Origin of the sequence: Kitasatospora sp. NPDC087315 (assembly GCF_044744345.1) — a bacterium.
GTDB lineage: Bacteria > Actinomycetota > Actinomycetes > Streptomycetales > Streptomycetaceae > Kitasatospora.
Window position 1 is genome coordinate 84,463 of record NZ_JBIUYD010000029.1, and the last position, 18,399, is coordinate 102,861.

The 18,399-nt window shown below is 74.2% G+C and carries 13 protein-coding genes, 3 tRNA genes and 1 pseudogene; 10 read left to right on the top strand and 7 right to left on the bottom strand.

The genetic code is table 11. The features are described 5' to 3' along the window. Positions 1-58: 58 nt before the first annotated feature. The 7 genes and pseudogenes from pelF to ACIO5D_RS32715 all read left to right on the top strand — a co-directional run bounded on the left by pelF (position 59) and on the right by ACIO5D_RS32715 (position 7,833). Complete coding sequence (gene pelF, locus ACIO5D_RS32685; protein ID WP_363603925.1) at positions 59-1,585, top strand: GT4 family glycosyltransferase PelF; 1,527 nt, start codon at positions 59-61, stop codon at positions 1,583-1,585. After that, entirely contained in the window at positions 1,582-3,108 is a 1,527-nt protein-coding gene (locus tag ACIO5D_RS32690) for a hypothetical protein (protein ID WP_363603923.1), read from the top strand. Before pelF ends, ACIO5D_RS32690 begins: the two co-directional genes overlap by 4 nt. A gap of 139 nt (positions 3,109-3,247) precedes the next feature. Then, positions 3,248-4,240, top strand: coding sequence for an SDR family NAD(P)-dependent oxidoreductase (locus tag ACIO5D_RS32695; RefSeq protein WP_363603922.1), 993 nt, complete (start codon positions 3,248-3,250; stop codon positions 4,238-4,240). A gap of 77 nt (positions 4,241-4,317) precedes the next feature. Beyond that, positions 4,318-5,025: pseudogene (locus tag ACIO5D_RS32700) on the top strand (NDP-sugar synthase); the annotation flags it as partial. Positions 5,026-5,159: 134 nt separating this feature from the next. Further along, the gene (locus tag ACIO5D_RS32705) at positions 5,160-6,077 is read left to right on the top strand and encodes an NAD(P)-dependent oxidoreductase (protein ID WP_363603920.1); all 918 of its coding nucleotides are present in this window, start codon (positions 5,160-5,162) and stop codon (positions 6,075-6,077) included. Beyond that, positions 6,074-6,769, top strand: coding sequence for a spherulation-specific family 4 protein (locus ACIO5D_RS32710; RefSeq protein ID WP_363603918.1), 696 nt, complete (start codon positions 6,074-6,076; stop codon positions 6,767-6,769). The genes ACIO5D_RS32705 and ACIO5D_RS32710 overlap by 4 nt, the downstream gene beginning before the upstream one ends. 23 nt (positions 6,770-6,792) lie before the next feature. Then, complete coding sequence (locus tag ACIO5D_RS32715) at positions 6,793-7,833, top strand: endo alpha-1,4 polygalactosaminidase (RefSeq protein WP_400799627.1); 1,041 nt, start codon at positions 6,793-6,795, stop codon at positions 7,831-7,833. Positions 7,834-7,878: 45 nt separating this feature from the next. Here the strand turns inward: ACIO5D_RS32715 and ACIO5D_RS32720 are convergent, their stop codons facing one another. Further along, positions 7,879-8,082 carry a hypothetical protein gene (locus tag ACIO5D_RS32720; RefSeq protein ID WP_400653340.1) on the bottom strand — a complete coding sequence of 68 codons (204 nt, stop codon included), beginning with the start codon at positions 8,080-8,082 and terminating at the stop codon, positions 7,879-7,881. A 151-nt stretch (positions 8,083-8,233) separates the two neighbouring features. Between ACIO5D_RS32720 and ACIO5D_RS32725 the strand changes: the two genes are divergently transcribed. From ACIO5D_RS32725 to ACIO5D_RS32735, 3 genes are all read left to right on the top strand, one after another. Continuing rightward, positions 8,234-9,199 (top strand): aldo/keto reductase, encoded by a 966-nt coding sequence (locus ACIO5D_RS32725; protein WP_400799630.1) that lies wholly within the window; start codon positions 8,234-8,236, stop codon positions 9,197-9,199. A gap of 130 nt (positions 9,200-9,329) precedes the next feature. Further along, a complete protein-coding gene (locus ACIO5D_RS32730) occupies positions 9,330-9,776 on the top strand; it encodes a type VII secretion target (protein WP_363603912.1) in 447 nt (148 codons plus the stop codon). Positions 9,777-9,787: 11 nt separating this feature from the next. After that, complete coding sequence (locus ACIO5D_RS32735; protein WP_400760834.1) at positions 9,788-11,995, top strand: hypothetical protein; 2,208 nt, start codon at positions 9,788-9,790, stop codon at positions 11,993-11,995. 69 nt (positions 11,996-12,064) lie between these two features. Here ACIO5D_RS32735 and ACIO5D_RS32740 read toward each other — a convergent pair whose 3' ends face one another. The 6 genes from ACIO5D_RS32740 to ACIO5D_RS32765 form a co-directional block, all read right to left on the bottom strand. Continuing rightward, positions 12,065-13,030 (bottom strand): C40 family peptidase, encoded by a 966-nt coding sequence (locus tag ACIO5D_RS32740; protein WP_400799633.1) that lies wholly within the window; start codon positions 13,028-13,030, stop codon positions 12,065-12,067. Continuing rightward, positions 13,027-14,286: an SPFH domain-containing protein gene (locus ACIO5D_RS32745; RefSeq protein ID WP_363603908.1), complete on the bottom strand. Its 1,260-nt coding sequence runs from the start codon at positions 14,284-14,286 to the stop codon at positions 13,027-13,029. The genes ACIO5D_RS32740 and ACIO5D_RS32745 overlap by 4 nt, the downstream gene beginning before the upstream one ends. A 184-nt stretch (positions 14,287-14,470) precedes the next feature. Then, positions 14,471-17,503 carry an Ig-like domain-containing protein gene (locus tag ACIO5D_RS32750; protein WP_400799637.1) on the bottom strand — a complete coding sequence of 1,011 codons (3,033 nt, stop codon included), beginning with the start codon at positions 17,501-17,503 and terminating at the stop codon, positions 14,471-14,473. A 342-nt stretch (positions 17,504-17,845) separates the two neighbouring features. Continuing rightward, a tRNA-Arg gene (locus ACIO5D_RS32755) sits at positions 17,846-17,921 on the bottom strand. Between the two features lie 31 nt (positions 17,922-17,952). Then, positions 17,953-18,028 (bottom strand) — tRNA-Arg (locus ACIO5D_RS32760). A gap of 144 nt (positions 18,029-18,172) precedes the next feature. Beyond that, positions 18,173-18,263 (bottom strand) — tRNA-Ser (locus ACIO5D_RS32765). Positions 18,264-18,399 lie beyond the last annotated feature (136 nt).

The following is an 18,399-nucleotide window of genomic DNA, read 5'->3' on the forward strand; positions in this document are numbered from 1 at the left end:
CACCCGGACCGGCCACCCAGGCCGGACGCTTGACGCAAGGACAGGAGGGGGGACAAGCATGCGCGTCACCCTGCTCACCGAGGGAACGTATCCACACCAGCACGGCGGTGTGAGCGTCTGGTGCGACCAGCTCGTCCAGGGCATGCCGGACGTCGACTTCGACGTCATCGCCGTCACCGGCACCGGCCACGAACCGCTGGCCTGGGAGCTGCCCGCCAACGTACGGTCCGTCACGACCGCGCCGCTGTGGGGCCCGCCCTCCGAGGCGAGGGCGCCACGCGGCAAGGAGATGCGCCGTTTCCTCAACGCGTACGAGCGCTTCCTGCACTCCATCCTGGACCCGGTCTACACCACCCACTTCGGCACCGAGCTGTACGGCTTCGCCGACCTCGCCCGGCGCGGGCTGCTCAGCCCGGCGCTGCGCAGCGAGCGCGCCCTGCGCACCCTCCAGCACGTCTGGACCCGCGACTACCTCTCCACCGCCGTCTCCCGGCCCACCCTGCACGACGCGCTGAACGCCACCGACCTGCTGGAGCACGCGCTGCGCCCGCTCTCGGTCGAGCCGCCGCAGGACGGCGTCGCGCACGCCGCCAGCGGTGGCCTGGCCACGCTGCCGGGGCTGATCGCCTCACAGCAGTACGGCGTACCGTTTCTGCTCACCGAGCACGGCATCTACCTGCGCGAGCGCTACCTCGGCTACCGCACCGGCCCCTACCGCTGGCCGGTCAAGGCGCTGCTGCTCGGCTTCTACCGGATGCTCGCCGAGGAGAGCTACCGGCGGGCCGCGCTGGTCACCCCCGGCAACCGGTACAACCGGCGCTGGGAGGAGCGCGGCGGCACGCCGTCCGCCCACATCCGCACCGTGTACAACGGCGTGGACCCCGCCGCCTTCCCGCCGGCCGGGCCGGAGCCGGAGACGCCCACGCTCAGCTGGGCCGGCCGGGTCGACCCGATCAAGGACCTGGAGACCCTGATCCGGGCCTTCGCGATCGTCCGGCACGAGATACCCGAGGCGCGACTGCGCCTGTTCGGCGGCACGCCCAAGGGTGGCGAGGCGTACCGCGACACCTGCATAGCCCTGGCCGCCGAGCTCGGCATCGCCGACTCGGTGGCCTTCGAAGGCCGCGTCGCCGACATCACCGACGCGTACGCGGCGGGGAACGTGGTGATGCTCTCCAGCATCAGCGAGGGCTTCCCGTTCACCCTGATCGAGGCCATGTCCTGCGGCCGTTCCACCGTCTCGACCGACGTGGGCGGCGTGCGCGAGGCCGTCGGCGACACCGGTCTGGTCGTCCCGCCGCGCGAACCCGAACCGATGGCCGCCGCCGCCCTCGAACTGCTCCGCGACCCGGAACGCCGGGCCCGGCTGGGCGAGCAGGCCCGGCTGCGGGTGATCGAGCAGTTCACCCTCCGGCAGAACATCGACGGCTTCCGCGGCATCTACACCGAACTCCTCGGCACCGCCCGCTGGCTGCCGAACGGCGTGGTCGCGGTCGACGACGCCATCCCGGTCGACGACGGCGCACCCGCCGCGGACTGGGCGCAACCGCTGGCGGTTGCGCGGCGCAGCGAGGTGGGCGCATGAGCGGTCCTCTTCGCCTGGTTCCGGACGAGGCCGGCCCCGAGTGGGCCGAGCAGACCGTCCAGTTGCGCACCCTGCCGCGCAAGCGCCGCCGGCCGGTGCTGCCTGAGCAGCGTCCCGAGCCCGAGGAGCAGCTGGAGCTCTCCCCGGACCCGCTGGACGAGCTCGCCGAGCGGCTCGCCGACGTCTGCGCCGATGCCGTCCACCCGTACGAGATCGCGGCCTTCCTGGAGTCCGACGGCCTCTCCGACGAGCAGGCCGGGCTGCTGTACGGCCGCCCCGACGCCTTCACCGTCGCCGAGGAGCTGTTCGAGAAGGTCCAGCGCCGCTACCCCGGTCCGAGTTCGGAGTTCGCCAACCCCTGGCGGGCCGACCCCTGGCGCTGTGTGGTGCGCGGCCTGGTGTTCGCCCTGCCGGGCCTCGGCTACCTGCTCGGCGCCAACCTGTTCGCGGCCACCCGGATGCGGTTCGGCCTGCCGTCGGGGATGCTCGCGCTCTCCGTCGCCACCCTGGTCAGCTGGTCCTGGAACCAGGCACTGGCGCACCGCTCGTACGCCTGGCTCGGCCGTGGCCGGCGCCGGGCGGCCGGGATCTGCCTGGCCGTCGGCGCGCCGCTGGGCGCGCTGATCGCGGCCACCGCCGGGTACGTGGTCGGCGGGCCGCTCGGCTCGCTCTGCTTCGCCGCCGGGCAGTCCGGCTATCTGGCCGCCGCCACCGTGCTGCTGGTGCTGGGCCGGGAGAAGTTCCTGCTGCTGGCGCTGGCGCCGTCCGCGCTGGGCGCCGGGGTGGTGCTCGCCGTGGACGTGCCGCAAGTGGTCCGGACCGTCGTCCTGCTGGCCTCGCTGGGGCTGGCGGCGGGGCTGGCCACCCGCGAGATCGTCCGCTGCCTGCGCAGCGAGCAGGACGCCACCGTGCTGAAGCTGCCGCTGCGGCACGAGCTGCCGCACCTGCTGTTCGGCCTGGCGGTCGGCACCCTCACGCTGATCGCCGGCCTGGGTGCCACCATTCACCAGGCCGTCCGCACCGGCGCGGCCGAGGGGGCGTCCGCCAGCCCGACCGGGCCGGCCATGATCGCGCTGACGCTCAGCCTCGGGCTCGCCGAGTGGCTGCTCTTCCGCTACCGGGCGATGGCCGTGGCCACGCTGCGCACCAGCCACACCGCCGGGGAGTTCACCCGCCGCACCGGCGGCGTGCTGCTCGGCTGCCTGTTCATCTACCTCACCACCGTGGCCGCGCTGGACGCAGCCGCCACCGTGCTCTGGCCCGGCGCCCCGGCGCTCGGTGTACCGGCGCTCGGTGCGCTGCTGCTGCTCGGCGGCTCACTCTGGCTGGCGCTGCTGCTGAACGCCTTCGGGCTCAGCTGGAGCACCGCCCTGATCTGTCTGGCCGCCGCGGGCGCCGAGTGCGCCGGGCTGCTGACCGGTGTGGATCCGACGCTCCTGCAGCTGTTCGGCTGCGGGGCGGCGGCCGTCGTCCTCACCGCCATCGCCGGGCCTGTGCTCGGCCGCACCACCAAGCACCGCTGAGACAGCACCGCCGAACGACAGCGCCGCTGGCCCCAGCACCGCTGAACACACACGACAGCCGAACCGAACAGCACCGAACACGGCCGAGCCGCCACGAACCCGCTCGGCCGTCCCCGAACCCAGAAAGCGAACTCCCAGCATGAGCAGCGTCGCCGTCACCGGAGCCGAGGGTTTCATCGGCTCCCACCTCGTCGAGACCCTCGTCGCCGACGGTCATCAGGTCCGCGCCATGGTGCAGTACAACTCCTTCTCGTCCTTCGGCTGGCTGGAGACCCTGTCCGAGGAGGTGCTGGACTCGGTCGAGATCGTCCTCGGCGACGTCCGGGACCCGGGCTCGGTCAACGGCCTGGTCAAGGGCACCGAAGCGGTCTACCACCTGGCCGCGCTGATCGCGATCCCGTACTCCTACCGGGCCCCGCACTCGTACATCGAGACCAACGTCACCGGCACCCTCAACGTGCTGGAGGCGGTGCGCCACCTGGAGATCCCCCGCCTGGTGCACACCTCCACCAGCGAGACCTACGGCACCGCGCAGACCGTGCCGATCACCGAGGACCACCCGATCAACACCCAGTCCCCGTACGCCGCCTCCAAGGCCGGCGGGGACCGGCTGGCCGACAGCTACCACGCCAGCTTCGAGACCCCGGTCGTCACGCTGCGCCCGTTCAACACCTTCGGCCCGCGCCAGTCGATGCGCGCCGTCATCCCGACCGTGATCGCCCAGCTGGCCGCCGGCGAGCGCGAGATCACCCTCGGCGACCTGCGCCCGACCCGCGACTTCACCTTTGTGAAGGACACCGCGAACGCCTTCCGCACGGTCGGCACCGCCCCCGCCGAGACCGTCGTCGGCAAGACCTTCAACGCCGGCACCGGCGGCGAGATCTCGGTCGGCGACCTGGTCGCCCTGGTCGGCAAGCTGATGGACGTCGACCTCACGGTGAAGGAGGACGAGCAGCGCATCCGCCCCGCCAACTCCGAGGTGATGCGCCTGGTCGCCGACGCCACCCGGCTGCGCGCCGCCACCGGCTGGGCTCCGCGGTTCTCCCTGGAGGAGGGCCTGGAGCAGACGATCGAGTTCTTCCGGGACCCGGCCAACCTGGCCCGCTACAAGACCGGTCTCTACAACGTCTGACCCCGCCGCGCTCCTCCCTCCCTGCCAGCACCGATTTCCAAGGCTCCTGTCGCACCATCATCCGTGGGGGAAACACCATGCACGCAGTGATCCTGGCCGGCGGTAAGGGCGTACGCCTTCGCCCCTACACCACCGCGCTCCCCAAGCCACTCGTCCCGATCGGCGACCAGCACGCGATCCTGGAGATCGTGATGCGCCAGCTCGCCGCCGCGGGCTTCAAGACCGTCACCCTCGCCATCGGCCACCTCGGCCACATCATCCGCGCCTACGTCGGCAACGGCTCGCAGTGGGGCCTGCGGGTCGGCTACGCCGTCGAGGACAGCCCGCTCGGCACCATGGGCCCGCTGCTCACCATGCAGGACCGGCTGCCCGAGCACTTCCTGGTGATGAACGGCGACATCCTCACCGACCTGGACTTCGCCGGGGTGCTCAGGCACCACGAGGCGTCCGGGGCTCCGCTCACCATCGCCACCTACGCCCGCCAGGTGAAGATCGACTTCGGTGTGCTGACCTCCGAGGCCGGCCGCATCACCGGGTTCCAGGAGAAGCCGAGCATCGACTACCGGGTCTCGATGGGCGTGTACGGCGTGTCCCGCTCGGCCCTGGCCTCGTACACCCCCGGCCTGCCACTGGGCTTCGACGAGCTGGTGCTGGACCTGCTGGCCACGCAGACCCCGCCGTCCGCCTACGAGTTCAGCGGCTACTGGCTGGACATCGGCCGCCCGGACGACTACGACCGGGCCAACGCGGAGTTCGCGGTCAACCGCTCGCTGCTGCTGCCCGGCGAGCCGGTCGAGGGCCTGTACGCCGTCCCCGGAAGCGGCTCGGAGCTGTCGATCCCGGCCGCCCGCACCGCGCCGGACGCCGTCGAACAGCCCGCGACCGCCGCCGCGGGCCCCGAGAACGACGGACGGGCCGCGTGAGAATCCTGCTGCTCGGCGCGGACGGCTTCCTCGGCCGCCACGCCGCCGCCGTCCTGCGGTCGCTGCCCGGTGCCACCGTGCTGACCGCCGGGCGGCGGCCCGACCACGACCTCCGGCTGGACCTCGCCACCGCCCGGACCGGCCCGCTCGGCGAGGAACTGGCCGCGCTGGCGCCCGACGCGGTGGTCAACTTCGCCGGCGCGGTGGCCGGCAGCGCCGTCACCCTCGCCGAGGTCAACGCGCGCGGCCCGGCCGTGCTCGCCGAGGCCCTGCGGCAGGGCGCCCCGGCGGCGCGCCTGGTGCACATCGGCTCGGCCGGCGAGTACGGCGTCTGCGCACCCGGGAGCTCGCTCGCCGAGGACGCCGACGCCCGCCCGGTCGGCGTGTACGGCGCCACCAAGCTGGCCGGCTCCCTCGCGGTGGCCGGTTCACCGCTGGACGCCGTGGTGCTGCGGGTGTTCAACCCGGTCGGCCCGGGAGCACCGGCGGGCTCGCTGCCCGGCCGGCTCGCCGCGGAACTGCGCCGGGCCGCCCCGGACGGGGCCGACGGGGTGGTGAAGGTCGGGGATCTCTCGGCCCACCGCGACTTCGTCGACGCCCGGGACATCGCCCGCGCGGTCGGTCTGGCGGTCACCGCCGAGGGTCCGCTGCCCCGGGTGCTCAACCTCGCCTCCGGGCGGGCGAAGCCGGTCCGGGCGATCGCGGACGGCCTGGTCGCGGCGGCCGGCTTCACCGGCCGGATCGACGAGAGCGGCGCCGGCTCCGAGCGCTCGGCCGCCGTCTCGTGGCAGCAGGCCGATGTCTCGGCCGCCGCCCGGGCCCTCGGCTGGCAGCCGGAGACCGGCCTCGCCGACACCCTGCGCGACCTCTGGCTCGGCACCGCCGAGCCCGTCCCCGCCCCGGCCGTCGCATGACGGGCGGCAGCCACCTCGACGGCCGCCTGCTGGTGCCGCTGTACGTCCACCCCGCAGTGGACCCGGCGGCCTGGCAGGCGGTCGCCGCCGCCGACCCGGGCCGGATCGCCGCCGTCGTGCTCAACCTCGCCGACGGCCCGGGCGAGACCCCCGACAACGTCTTCGCCGAGGCCGCCGAGGAACTGCGCGCGGCCGGCCTGCCGCTGCTCGGCTACGCCGACACCGACTACGGCCGGAGGCCGCACGCGGCCGTGGTCGCCGACGTGCTGACCTACCGCCAGCGGCACGGGATCACCGGCGTCTACCTCGACCAGGTCGCCACCCACCCGGGCGCGCTGGCCCACTACCGGCGGCTGGCCACCGCGGCCCGGGCCGCCGGGTGCGGCACCGTGGTGTTCGGCCACGGCGACCACCCCGACCCCGGCTACGCCGAGGTCGGACTCGCCGACCTGCTGGTCACCTTCGAGGGCGACTGGGAGACGTACCGCTCGATGGCCCTGCCGGTGTGGACCGGCCGGCACGCGGCCGCCCGCTTCTGCCATCTCGTGTACGACGTGCCCGCCGAGCAGGCCCGGGACGCCGCCGCGCTGATCGCCGCCCGCCGGGCCGGCGTCGGCTGCGCCGTCCCGGGCGCCGGGGAGAACCCCTGGCGCACCCTGCCGTACGGCCTGACCGCCGCCGAACTGGCATGACCTGAACCGGAGTTCGAGTACCCGTGACCCGCCGCACCCGGCCCCTGCCGGCCGCCATCGCCCTCGCCACCGCCCTGCTGGCGACCTCGTGCAGCTCAGGCTCGAACGCCGGGGACGACCCCTCGGCCGATGCCACCGGCGCCCAGCCGCCCGCGGCCACCGCCACCCCCGACCCCGGGGCGTCGAGCGGCCCGGGCACCCCCGGCACCCCGGACGCGCCGTCCACCCCGGGCACCCCGCCCAGCGCCGTCCCGGGCACCCCGACCACCGCCCCGGGCACCCCGGCCACCGGCACGCCGGGCACCCCCGGCGGCACCGCGCCGGGCACCACCACCCCGGGCGCCACCCCGCCCCAGCCCGCCGGCGCCCGCTGGCAGCCCGCGCCCGGCCTCGCCTGGCAGTGGCAACTCGGCGACGGCGTCGACCAGTCGGTGGACGTACCGGTCTACGACATCGACGGCTTCGAGAACGACGCCTCGGTGGTCGCCGCGCTGCACGCCAAGGGCCGCAAGGTGATCTGCTACATCAACGCCGGCTCCTGGGAGGACTTCCGCCCCGACTCCGCCGCCTTCGCCAAGGCCCTCCAGGGCTCCGGCAACGGCTGGAAGGGCGAGAAGTGGTTCGACATCCGGAAGATCGACCAGCTGAAGCCGCTGATGGCCGCCCGCTTCGACATGTGCAGGGCCAAGGGCTTCGACGCCATCGAGCCCGACACCATCGAGGCGTACAACCAGAAGAGTGGCTTCCCGCTGACCGCCGAGGACCAGCTCCGGTACAACCGCATGCTGGCCTCGCTCGCCCACGAGCGCGGGATGGCGATCGGCCTGAAGAACGACCTGGAGCAGATCCCGGCGCTGGTCGGCGAGTTCGACTTCGCGGTGAACGAGGAATGCGCCGAGTTCAACGAGTGCGACCGGCTCTCGCCCTTCATCCAGGCGGGCAAGGCGGTCTTCCATGTCGAGTACAAGCTCGGCACGGAGAAGTTCTGCGCCCGGACCAAGGGTCTGGGCTTCAGCTCGATGCAGAAGAAGCTCGAACTGGACGCCTGGCGACGGCCCTGCTGAGAGCCACGGACATGGCGGGCGCCGCCAGGCGGTCCACCGAGGGGGTTACTTGACCGCCAGCCAGATGACGGCACCCAGAACGGCCACCGCGACGACCGCGATCAGCGCGATCACACCGGTGCGGTTGCCACCGCCGCTGCTGCTGCCGTAGGTGGAGACGGAGCCCGGTGCCTGAGGTGCCGGGGTCTCGTCGACGAACGCCCGGAACATCTGGGTGCTGCCGGCGGGGTCGTAGTCGTTGTCAGCCATGGCACGGACTCTAACGAATCCGCGCGCCCGGCCGACACCCCGGACCCTCCTCCGGCCCTCACCACCCGCGAGTGCAACAACGGTGCGACAAGCGGGTGAAGCCTGTCCGGATCATGGAATGCGGGCCACCGTGATCGGGTTGACTCCGACCATGACCGAAAACCACAGTGACGCCGGGCGCAGTGTGCAGCTCGGCACCTCCGACCTCGCCGTCCACCCGCTCTCCCTCGGCGGCAACGTCTTCGGCTGGACGGCCGACGAGGAGCAGTCCTTCGCCGTGCTCGACGCCTACGCCGCCGCCGGCGGCAACTTCGTCGACACCGCCGACGTCTACTCCTCCTGGGTGCCCGGCAACACCGGCGGCGAGTCCGAGACCATCATCGGCAACTGGCTGCGCAGCCGGGGCAACCGCGACGACATCGTGATCGCCACCAAGGTCGGCCTCCACCCCGAGGCGCTCGGCCTGGGCGCGGCCAACATCAAGTCCTCCGTCGAGGGTTCGCTGCGCCGTCTCGGTATCGAGCGCATCGACCTCTACTACACCCACCAGGACGACGACACCCCGGTCGAGGAGTTCGTCACCGCGCTGGACGAGCTGGTGAAGGAGGGCAAGGTCCGCGAGATCGGCGCCTCCAACATCGGCGCCGAACGGCTCGCCGAGGCGCTGGCCTTCTCCGAGCGCGAGGGCCTGGCCAAGTACGTCGCGGTCCAGCCGCACTACAACCTGGTTTCCCGCGCCACCTTCGAGGGCCCGCTCGCCGACGTGGTCGCGGAGCACGGCCTGGCCACCGTGCCGTACTACGCGCTCGCCTCCGGCTTCCTGACCGGCAAGTACCGCCTCGGCGGTGCCGGGGTGGCGAGCGCCCGCTCCGAGGGCGCCGCCCGCTACCTGGACGACCCGCGCGGCCCCAAGGTGCTGGAGGCGCTGGACACCGTCGCGGGCGAGCACGGCGTCGAGCCCGCCACGGTCGCCCTGGCCTGGCTGACCGCCCGCCCGACGGTCGCCGCCCCGATCGCCAGCGCCCGTACGGTCGAGCAGCTCCCGCCGCTGCTGGCCGCCGCCTCGCTGCGGCTCACCCCCGAGCAGACGGCTCTGCTGGACAGGGCCTCCGCCTGAGCGCACCGCAGGTCCCCGCACGCCCCGCAGGCTGCGAACACGCCCCCCCGTACGGGTCCTGTTCGCAGCCTGCGGGCGTTTTCGCGCACGCGGACCAGCCGTTCACGGCCGGAACGCGCCATGATGAACCATGGTCCACGAACGACCGGGTACCGAGCAGGACTTCACCGACCACACGGCCACCTGGCGCCGGTCGGCCGGCCAACCCGTCCGGGGCGGCCTGTTCGACGGCGCGGACGGCACGACGTACCCGCGGCCGGGCCCCGGCACCACGGCCGGCCCGGAAGTGACCGTCACCCCGGCCGAGCTGAGAGCCCGGGCCGGCACCGTCGACGAGATCCACGCGTGCTTCTCCGCCGTCGACGACCGCGCCCAGGAGTGGACCACCACCGCGTACGGCACGCTCGGCGGCTGGCGGACCGGACCGGAGCTGCGGGCCCGCGCGATCCGCTGGGACAACCAGGTGGCGACGCTGGGAAACACGCTCCACGACATCGCCCGGCGGCTGCGCACCACCGCCGACGCCTACACGGCGACGGAGGACGCGACCGGGCGGAACCTCTCCGGCGAACGGTGACGGGGCCGACCATGCTGAGCTACGAAGCCGTGACCACGGCCCGACTCGACACGCTGAACGGAGCCGCCGAGGAGTGGCGGGCGCTGCGCGGCCGCTACCTCGGACTGAAGGACCGGCTGACCGGCGAGGTCGTGACCGCGCTGGCCGGCGGCTGGGAGGGCGAGGCCGCGACCGAGGCCAGGGCGCTGATCCGGCGGGCCGCCGAACAGATCGAGGCCGCCGCCCAGGAGTCCGCGGACCTCGCCGGCCTGCTGGCCGACGCCGCCGGGCAGTTCGGCGAGGCCCAGCGCCGGCTCAGGCGGCTCGCCGACGAGGACGCCCCCGCCGGCCATCTGAAGGTGGCGCCCGACGGGACGGTCACCGACGTCCACCCGCTCCTGCACGACGAGTCCGCCCGGCACCAGCCGGACTTCCGGACGGCCTTCCTGCCCGGGCGGAGGCAGGCGGTCGACGACCTGGTCCACCGCATCGAGGCGGCACTGCGGCAGGCCACCGAGGCCGACGAGGCCGCGGCCTGGGCCCTGCGCTCCGACCCGAACGGCGCGGCCGACGACTCCTTCAACACCAGCGGCTGCCGCAGCCTGGACGAGGCCCGGGCGGCCCGCGCGGACCTCGGCGAGGCCCTCGCCCTGGCCGGAAAGGGCGGCGCCCTCTCCACCGCGGAGCTGACCAGGCTGAACGCCCTGCTCGACCGGCGCGGGAGCGACCCCGCCTTCGCCGAGGAGTTCGCCGTCACGCTCGGCCCGCAGGGCACCCTGGACTTCTGGCGCGACGTCAACGACCCGGCGAAGGCCGGCGCGTACGGCGGCGGGCGCGGCGAGGCCGTCCGGCGCCTCCAGACCTCGCTGGGCACCACCCTCGGCACCGCGACCCAGAGCCGCGGCCGGGCCATGCGGGACTGGGAACACGAGATCATCAGGCTCGGACCACGGGTCCGGAACCGCCCGGGCGGCGGCCCCACACCCTACGGCTACCAGCTGATGAGCAGCCTGCTGCGCTCCGGGGCGTACGACTCCGACTTCCTCAACGCCTACGGCGAGAGCCTGCTCGCCTTCGAGCGCGGCTCCGGGATCGGCCCGCAGGCCATCTGGGCCCCGGACTCCACCCAGCCGACGTGGGACCACCTCGGCGAGGGCCGCGGCGGCGACGCGGTGGCCGGCTTCCTCACGGCCCTGGGCCGCAACCCGCAGGCCTCGACCCGCTTCCTCGACCCGGGCGACCCCCGTCGCGGTGACCACCTGGCCTACCTGCTGAACGGCCGCCACTGGCCGGAGGAGCTGGTCGCCGGCGCCCGCGCCACCGGCCACCACTCGCTCGGCCTGGCCGTCGAGGCGGCCGCCACCGGCGACCGCCCGGGCCGGGAGGACGCCGTCAGGCACCACACCGAGGCCCAGGCCCGGGTGATGCGCGACACCGTCGGTCTGCTGGACGCCGGCATCGGCCACGAGAGGCTCCCGGACGGCCTGCGGCGCCCGCTCGCCGACGCGCTGGCCGACTACGCCGCCGACACCCACGACATCCTCTCCGGCACCAACCGCGCCGCCAAGGACCACGCGGGCGGGAACACCGGCGGCGTCTGGACCGACCAGGAGACCGGCGGAACCAGGATGGCCACCGACAAGGGCTCGCTGATCCGGCTCCTGCGCGGCGTCGCCGACGACCCGGACGCCCACCAGACCGTCCGCCGGGCCGAGCTGACGCACGTGGCCCAGCAGCTCTCCCAGCTCCCGCCGACCACGGCCGAGAAGGAGTGGAAGGGCCTGATGGCCAACTCCTCCGTCGCCCTCGGGGTCATCGACGCCGTCCAGGCCGACGCCATCCTCGACCAGCGCGACGACGACACCAAGGTCGAGGCCTGGAAGGCCAAGACCATGTACGCCGGGGTCGGCACCCCGCTCTCGCTCGTCCCCGTCCCCGGGATGGGCGAGGCCGCCCAGCGCCTCCTCGGCGCCGGGCTCACCCAGTGGCAGAGCAGCGCCACCGACGAGATCAACGCGGCCGCGGCCGGCCGGATCGAGCGGAACACCCTCACCGGCGGCGACGGCGGAAGCGGCCACGAGGGGATCAGCGCGATGGTCGAGACGTGGCAGACGGAACGACGGCGGCAAAGCCCCGACGCCCTCGACGTGGACTGGGACGAGCAGCAGATGCGGACGGTCTACGACACCGGCCGCTCGGACGCCGCCACCGCCCTCGGCCGCGGCGGCGAGAACAGCTAGGAGCATTCGCCGGGTCAGGCCCCGGCGGGGGCCCGGGCCGTGTCCCCGGAGGGCCCGGGCCGCGACGTCCTACGGACGCCCGAAGTGGGTCGGGTAGTAGCCCTGGCTCAGGCTGGAGATCCGCACCGTCGTCCCCGGCCTGGGCGCCTCGACGAACTTGCCGCCGCCCAGGTAGATCCCCACGTGGTGGATGCCGGAGGCCCGGCCGCTGTCCGACCAGAACACCAGATCGCCGCGGCGCAGCTGCCCGGCGCTGATCGGCGTGGTGGCCGCGTACTGGTCGTCGGCCACCCGCGGCAGGCTGATCCCGCTGCGCCGGTACGCCTGCTGGACCAGCCCCGAGCAGTCGTAACCGGACGGGCCGTTGCCACCCCAGACGTACGGCTTGCCGAGCTGGGCGAGCGCGTAGTCGATCGCGGTCTCCACGCTGCCGGAGGCGGGCGCGCTGTCGGCGGCGGGCCGGGTGGCGGGCTGGGCGGGAGCGGGGGCCGAACCGCCGCCGGACTGGCCGGTGCGGCTCAGGTAGACGTCGTGGTGGCTGGTCCAGCGCCACTCCCCGCTGCCGTTCTTGAACCAGTACTTGGAACCGTCCCAGCCCTGGGTGATACCCGAGGAGGAGGCCGAGCCGTTGGAGGCGGCGGCCCCGCCGGAGCCGCCCGAGCCGGCGGACTTGCCGGTGCGGCCGGCGTAGACCTCGTAGTGGCTGGTCCAGCGCCACTCGCCGTCGGCGTTCTTGAACCAGTACTTCGACCCGTCCCAGCCCTGCTTGCCGGCCGCGGCCTGCGCGGACCCGGCGCCGGCCGTCAGACCGACCACGCCGGCGCCGGCCAGCACGGTGGTGGCAAGGCAGGTATTTCGCACGGCGCGGTGTATTCGGCCGCCACCGCCCGCCGCGGGGCGGGCGGTGCGCGGCCGGGCCGCGCAGTTCGGGCAGGCGCAGCCCTCGATCGCGGGGATGCCGCCGAGGCTCTCCTCGAAGCCGATCAGTGCGGTGTCGGCGTCGAAGCCGGCTTCCGTGACGGTGGCTATCCTCATGCCGGTCGTCCTTCCTTCCGCCCGGCCCGGGTGGCCGGGGACGGTACCGAGGCGGCCACTCCGGCCGGGGCGACGAAGGCGACCAGCAGCTGTTCCATCAGCGCGCTGCGGGCGGCCTCGTCCAGTTCGTGCGTGGTGGCGCGCTCCAGCCGGCGGACGGCGAGCGCCGCCGCCTCCACGGCGTCGTCCACCAGCACGGTGCGCAGGCCCGCGTCCAGGTCGGCCAGCCGGCGCCGGCGCATCGACTCGGCCACCTCGGGCGCGTAGTCCAGTGCCAGCGGCTGCACCGAGTAGACCTCCATGCCCGCCGGGGCGACCTCGGCGGCCAGCCCCCGGGTCAGCTCGTCGGCGAACCACTGGCCGTCGCGCAGCGCGGGCCCGGGCGCCGCGTTGCTGTCGCACGGCAGTGTGGACGCGGTACGGGTCAGCACCGCCTGCACCTGCTCGCGCAGGTAGCTCTCGTGGTCCTCGATCGCCAGCAGCACGCGGGCGGTGTCCTTGACCCGCCAGACGATCAGCAGCCGGACGACGATCGGTGTGCCGGTGCGGTCGACCACCTTGACCTGTTCGCTGCGCCAGTGCCGCAGCCGGACGTCCACCCGGCGGCGGCGCAGCAGCGGGTTGACCCAGACCAGGCCGGTCCGGCGGACGGTGCCCCGGTAGCGGCCCCAGCGGGTGAGCACCCGGGTCTCGCCGCCCGCGTTGGCCAGCAGCCCGGCGAGGGAGAGCACGATCAGCAGCCCGGCGGCGGTGACGGCCGCGATGGACTGGACGGTCACCTCGGCGTGGCCGTTCTCCCTCGCGGCGGTGCCGCGCAGGTCGGGCAGCGCGTCCCAGTAGGGAATGACGCCGTCGCGCAGCAGCACCAGCAGGACGGCGGCCACGCCGACCAGCAGGGTCAGCAGGGCGATCCAGCCCGGCAGGGCGGCGGCGCTGTGCTCCCGCAGTGCCTGGTCGGCACGCGGGGGGCGGCGGGAGGCGGTGGCGGGGACCGCGCCGGCCGGGGTGGCCTCCAGGCTGTCCAGGTTCGCCGGGCCGGCCGTCTCCAGCGGGTCGCGCAGGTCGATCGGGGTACCCGTCGACGGGCCGGGGACGACCGCCAGCGGTGTGGTGGCCGGGCCGCTGTCGGCCGGGCCGGCGGTCCTGGCCGGCTTGACCAGCGGGCTTGCGCCGCTGGAGGAACGTTCCGGCAGCGCCGGGGGGAGCGCCTTGGGCAGATTGTCGGGTCGCTGCGAAGAATCGCGGGTGACGTCCATGCACGGATCCTCGGGGTCGGTGTGTCGCGCAACGGGCGGCCCGGATCTGACGGGCAGTGCCAGAGTCAGGCTAAGTTCATACGTCATCAAATGCGACATTTGAGGTAGTGCGTGTCGACATTTCCTGACGAATCGTCCGAGGCTGACCTGACGCGCAGGCACATGGTCGGATGGTCGGATTTGTTCAACCTCGTTGCGCGCCGGGCCTCCGCGCGACGAACCGTCGCGTGATCAGGCCGGCCGCGGTGAGCAGTAAGAGGACACCGGCGAGCCCGCCGCGCCAGCCGCCCGATCCCGTCCGGCCGGACGCGTGCGACGCCTCGACGGGCGGCTCGTCCACGGGCTCCTCCACCACGGGCGCCACTGGCGACACGGGCGGCGATACGGCGGGCGGTGCAGCCGGCTGCCGGGAGGCCTCGGTGGGCGCGTTCCCGGCGCCGGACTCCAGGGTGACGGCGGCGGCCGGGGCGGCGCCCGCGGCCGGACCCGCGCTCGGGCTCGGGTCCGGTGCCGCGCTCCGGCCCACCGCCGCACTCGGCGAGACGGACACCGCGAGCGCGGGCGCCGCCGGGGCGGGGACGGACGCCGGGGGCAGCGCCGGACGGGGGTCCGGCACGGCCGCCGGTGGCACGGCGATCGGCAGCAGCCCCGGCAGGCCGGGCCCGCGGACAGGACCGGACGGAACCGGCCGGCCGGACGGGGCGGCCTGTTCCGGCGGTACGGCCGCGGCCGACGACGCCACGGGCGCCGGTACCGGACTCGCCGGCCCCGTGGGCCTGGCGACCGGTACGGACGGGGCCGGTCGGCCGGGAACCGGCGGCCGGGACGGGGAGAGGGACGGCGAGGGCCACGCCGTCCAGGACGGCACCGCTGTCGGTACCGACGTGGGTGCCCACGTGGGCGACGACGTGGGCACCGACGGCGACGGCGACGTCGGCTGGGACGGCGTCGGCACCGCCGCACCCGTACTCGCAGTCGCAGTCGCAGTCGCAGTCGCAGTCGCGACCAGGATCGGGACCGCGTCGGCCGCCGTTCCGTTCCCCGCCAGGTCGGTCGCCGTGACGACCAGCCGCTGCTCGCCGTCCGCCAGATCGCGGTCGGCCGTGCAGGTCCAGCTGCCGTCGACGGCGGCGGTCGCCCCGCAGGCCACGACCGGCTCGCCGGAGCCCGGGGCCGAGCCGCCCGCCCGGACGGTGACGACGACCCTGGCCCCCGCCTCCGCCCGCCCGGCGAGCTTCGGCCGGGCTACCCGTACGGTCTCGCCGGCGGCCGGCGCGGTGAGCACCGGGCGGTCCGGCGCAACAGTGTCGACGACCAGCTCGGCGACGCGCCCCGCCGTCCGGTTCCCGGCCTGGTCCGCGGCGGACGGGGTGAGCCGGTGCCGCCCGTCCGGCAGGTTCTCCACCGGGAGGCAGGACCAGCCACCGTCGGCCCGCACCGCCGTCGTGCACAGCTCGGTGTCCGCGTCGCCGGGCGCCCCGGCGGGCCGGTCGGCGACCGAGACGACGCTGCCCGGCTCCCCGGTGCCGGTCAGCTGGAGGCCCGGGTCGTTGGTGTACTCGGGGAGGGTGAGGACGGGCGCGCCGGGCGGCGCCGTCTTCACAGTGATCCGGACCGGCTCGCCGCGCAGCACCACGCCGCCGCGGGTGGTCTCGACCGGGGTGAGGCTGTGTGCGCCCGCGCTCAGCGCGCTGCCGGGCCTGCAGGACCAGTCGCCGCCCGGCCCCACCCGGGTGCCGCAGAGCACGGTGTCCCCGTCGCGGACCTCCACCGCCGCCCCGGCGACGGCACCCTCGCCGCGCATCCGCGGGCGCGCGTCGGAGACCACCGCGCCGTCGACCGGGTCGGCGATCTCAAGGCGGGCGGCGCCGACCGTCAGTCTGACCCGCTGGTCGGAGACCTGGCCGGAGTCGGCGTAGCCGTCGGCGCCCACCAGCTGGGTGGCGTCCCGGCCGAGCCGCAGCCGGGCCCAGGTCTCCCCCGAGGAGGCGTTGCCGGGGACGGTCCACTCCAGGACGGCGGTGCGCGCCCCGGCCGGGAGGTCGGTCTGCACCCGCTCGGTGGGGTCGAACCTCCCGTTGTGGTCGAAGTCGATCCAGCCGGCCAGGGTGGCGGGCGCGTCGCCGACCGCCACCGGGACGGTGAGCCGGTAGTAGCGGCCGATCGCGGCCTCGGCGGGAAAACCGACGGCCGGATCGGCGCCCGGGTACTCGCCGCGCCCGGGCCGGCGCCGGGACGACGCCGGGTCGGACCAGACGCCGCGCAGGCCCGCGCCGTGGTCGAGCTGGACGAGCGGTTCCCCGGCCGCCCCCGGGGCGGTCGCGGCGGCCCGCCGGGCGGGCCGGCCCGGCGTGGTGGTGGCGTCCGTCCCCAGGAAGAGGTCGGAGACCAGGTGGGAGGCGTTGCCGTAGCCCTGCGGCGCGGTGCCGACGCCTTCGTCCAGGGTGACGGTGTACGCCTGGGCCAGTGCCGCGGGGGCGGTGGTGCTGCCGGCCCGGGCGGTGGAGCGCTGCTCGACCCGGAAGACGGCGGTGCGGAAGGTGCCGGCCAGTTCCAGGCTGCCCTCGGCGGCGGATCCGGCCACGGCGTCGGTGCCGCCGTCGGCCCCGGCGGGCGCGAGGGTGTTGCCCCGCACCGTCCAGCCGGGCCAGCCGGTGCGGTCGACCAGGGTGGGCGAGCCCGGCGAGCCGTCGGTGAGGGTCAGCCGGGTGGCGGTGCTGGTGGTCCCGCCTTTCCCGGTGGCGATTCCGGCGAGTCCGCTGAGGTGCAGCCGGGGATTGCGGACCGGGCGCGAGAATGCGAGCCGGAGCGTTCCGACGGTGCGCCAGGAACCGTCCGTCCGCGGACGGTCCTCGGCGATTCGGAACGTCTGCGCGGGATCTCCGGGCCGCAGTCCGTCGGCATAGAGCGCGCCGGTTTTTCCCGCTCCGGAACGGTCGGCCAATTCGCCCGGCCCGGCGGTGACGGCCACTCCCGGGGCGGCGGAGAAGTCGAACTGTACGGAGAGCCCGGAGGGAAGGACCGCGCGCTGTTCTCCCGACCAGGCGTCCGGGGACTGCTGGGCGGCGGAGGGCGCCGGGTTCCCGGCGACGAGCAGTCCGGCGGCCAGTGCGGAGGAGGCCCCGGCCGACGCCAGTCGTAGGCGCCGCGCCCGGCGGGTGCGCCGGTCCGGGGCCGGGGCGGGCGGGGCTGCGATGCGGGGAAGCTGTCGGCCCATCCGGCTCTCCCTTCGGTGTCGGCTGCCAGGGTGGCCGGGCAGTCTGGGCACAAGATCTGACAAAACGGAATCATGATCCTGGGCCGGTAATACTGCGACACCTGCACTCTTGGCCGTGTCCTACCCGTTTGGCGGTCATCCGACCGGCAGGACAGGATGTACCCGAAAGGAATGCATTTCATCCATTAAGCGGGGTATCGGGCCGGAGCCCCAGAAGCCCAACCGGGCGCCGCCGTCCGGCAGCCGGCCCCGGTCCCCGGGCCGGGCGCACAGGATCCGGGCACCCGCGGGCCGGGCGCACACGACGAAGAAGCCCCCGGCCGGTGGCCGGGGGCTTCTCGATGGTGCGCTCAGCAGGATTCGAACCTGCAACCTCTTGATCCGTAGTCAAGTGCTCTATCCGTTGAGCTATGAGCGCAAGAACCGGGCGAACCCGATCTTGCGGGGATTGGTGCGCTCAGCAGGATTCGAACCTGCAACCTCTTGATCCGTAGTCAAGTGCTCTATCCGTTGAGCTATGAGCGCTCGCCCTGGTGAACGTGCCATCGGGGCGTTGCGGGGACAACATTACATGACCTGCGACGCGGGGCGAAATCGATTGATCCGGACGCCCCGCGGAGCCATGCGAAGAGCCCCGCCGACATGATCGTCGACGGGGCTCCCATGAGGCGGAGGCTGAGGGATTTGAACCCTCGATGGGCTTTAAGACCCAAACCGCATTAGCAGTGCGGCGCCATAGACCGGACTAGGCGAAGCCTCCCCACATGGACCGCGCCCGCATGGCGGACTCGTTCCGTGTGCCTGTGATGATGCCACAACCCGAGGGTCCGGCACCAACCGCCGCCAACGTTACTAGGCGGGTCGTCCCCGCCGCAAAGAAGAATGAGATACTGCCG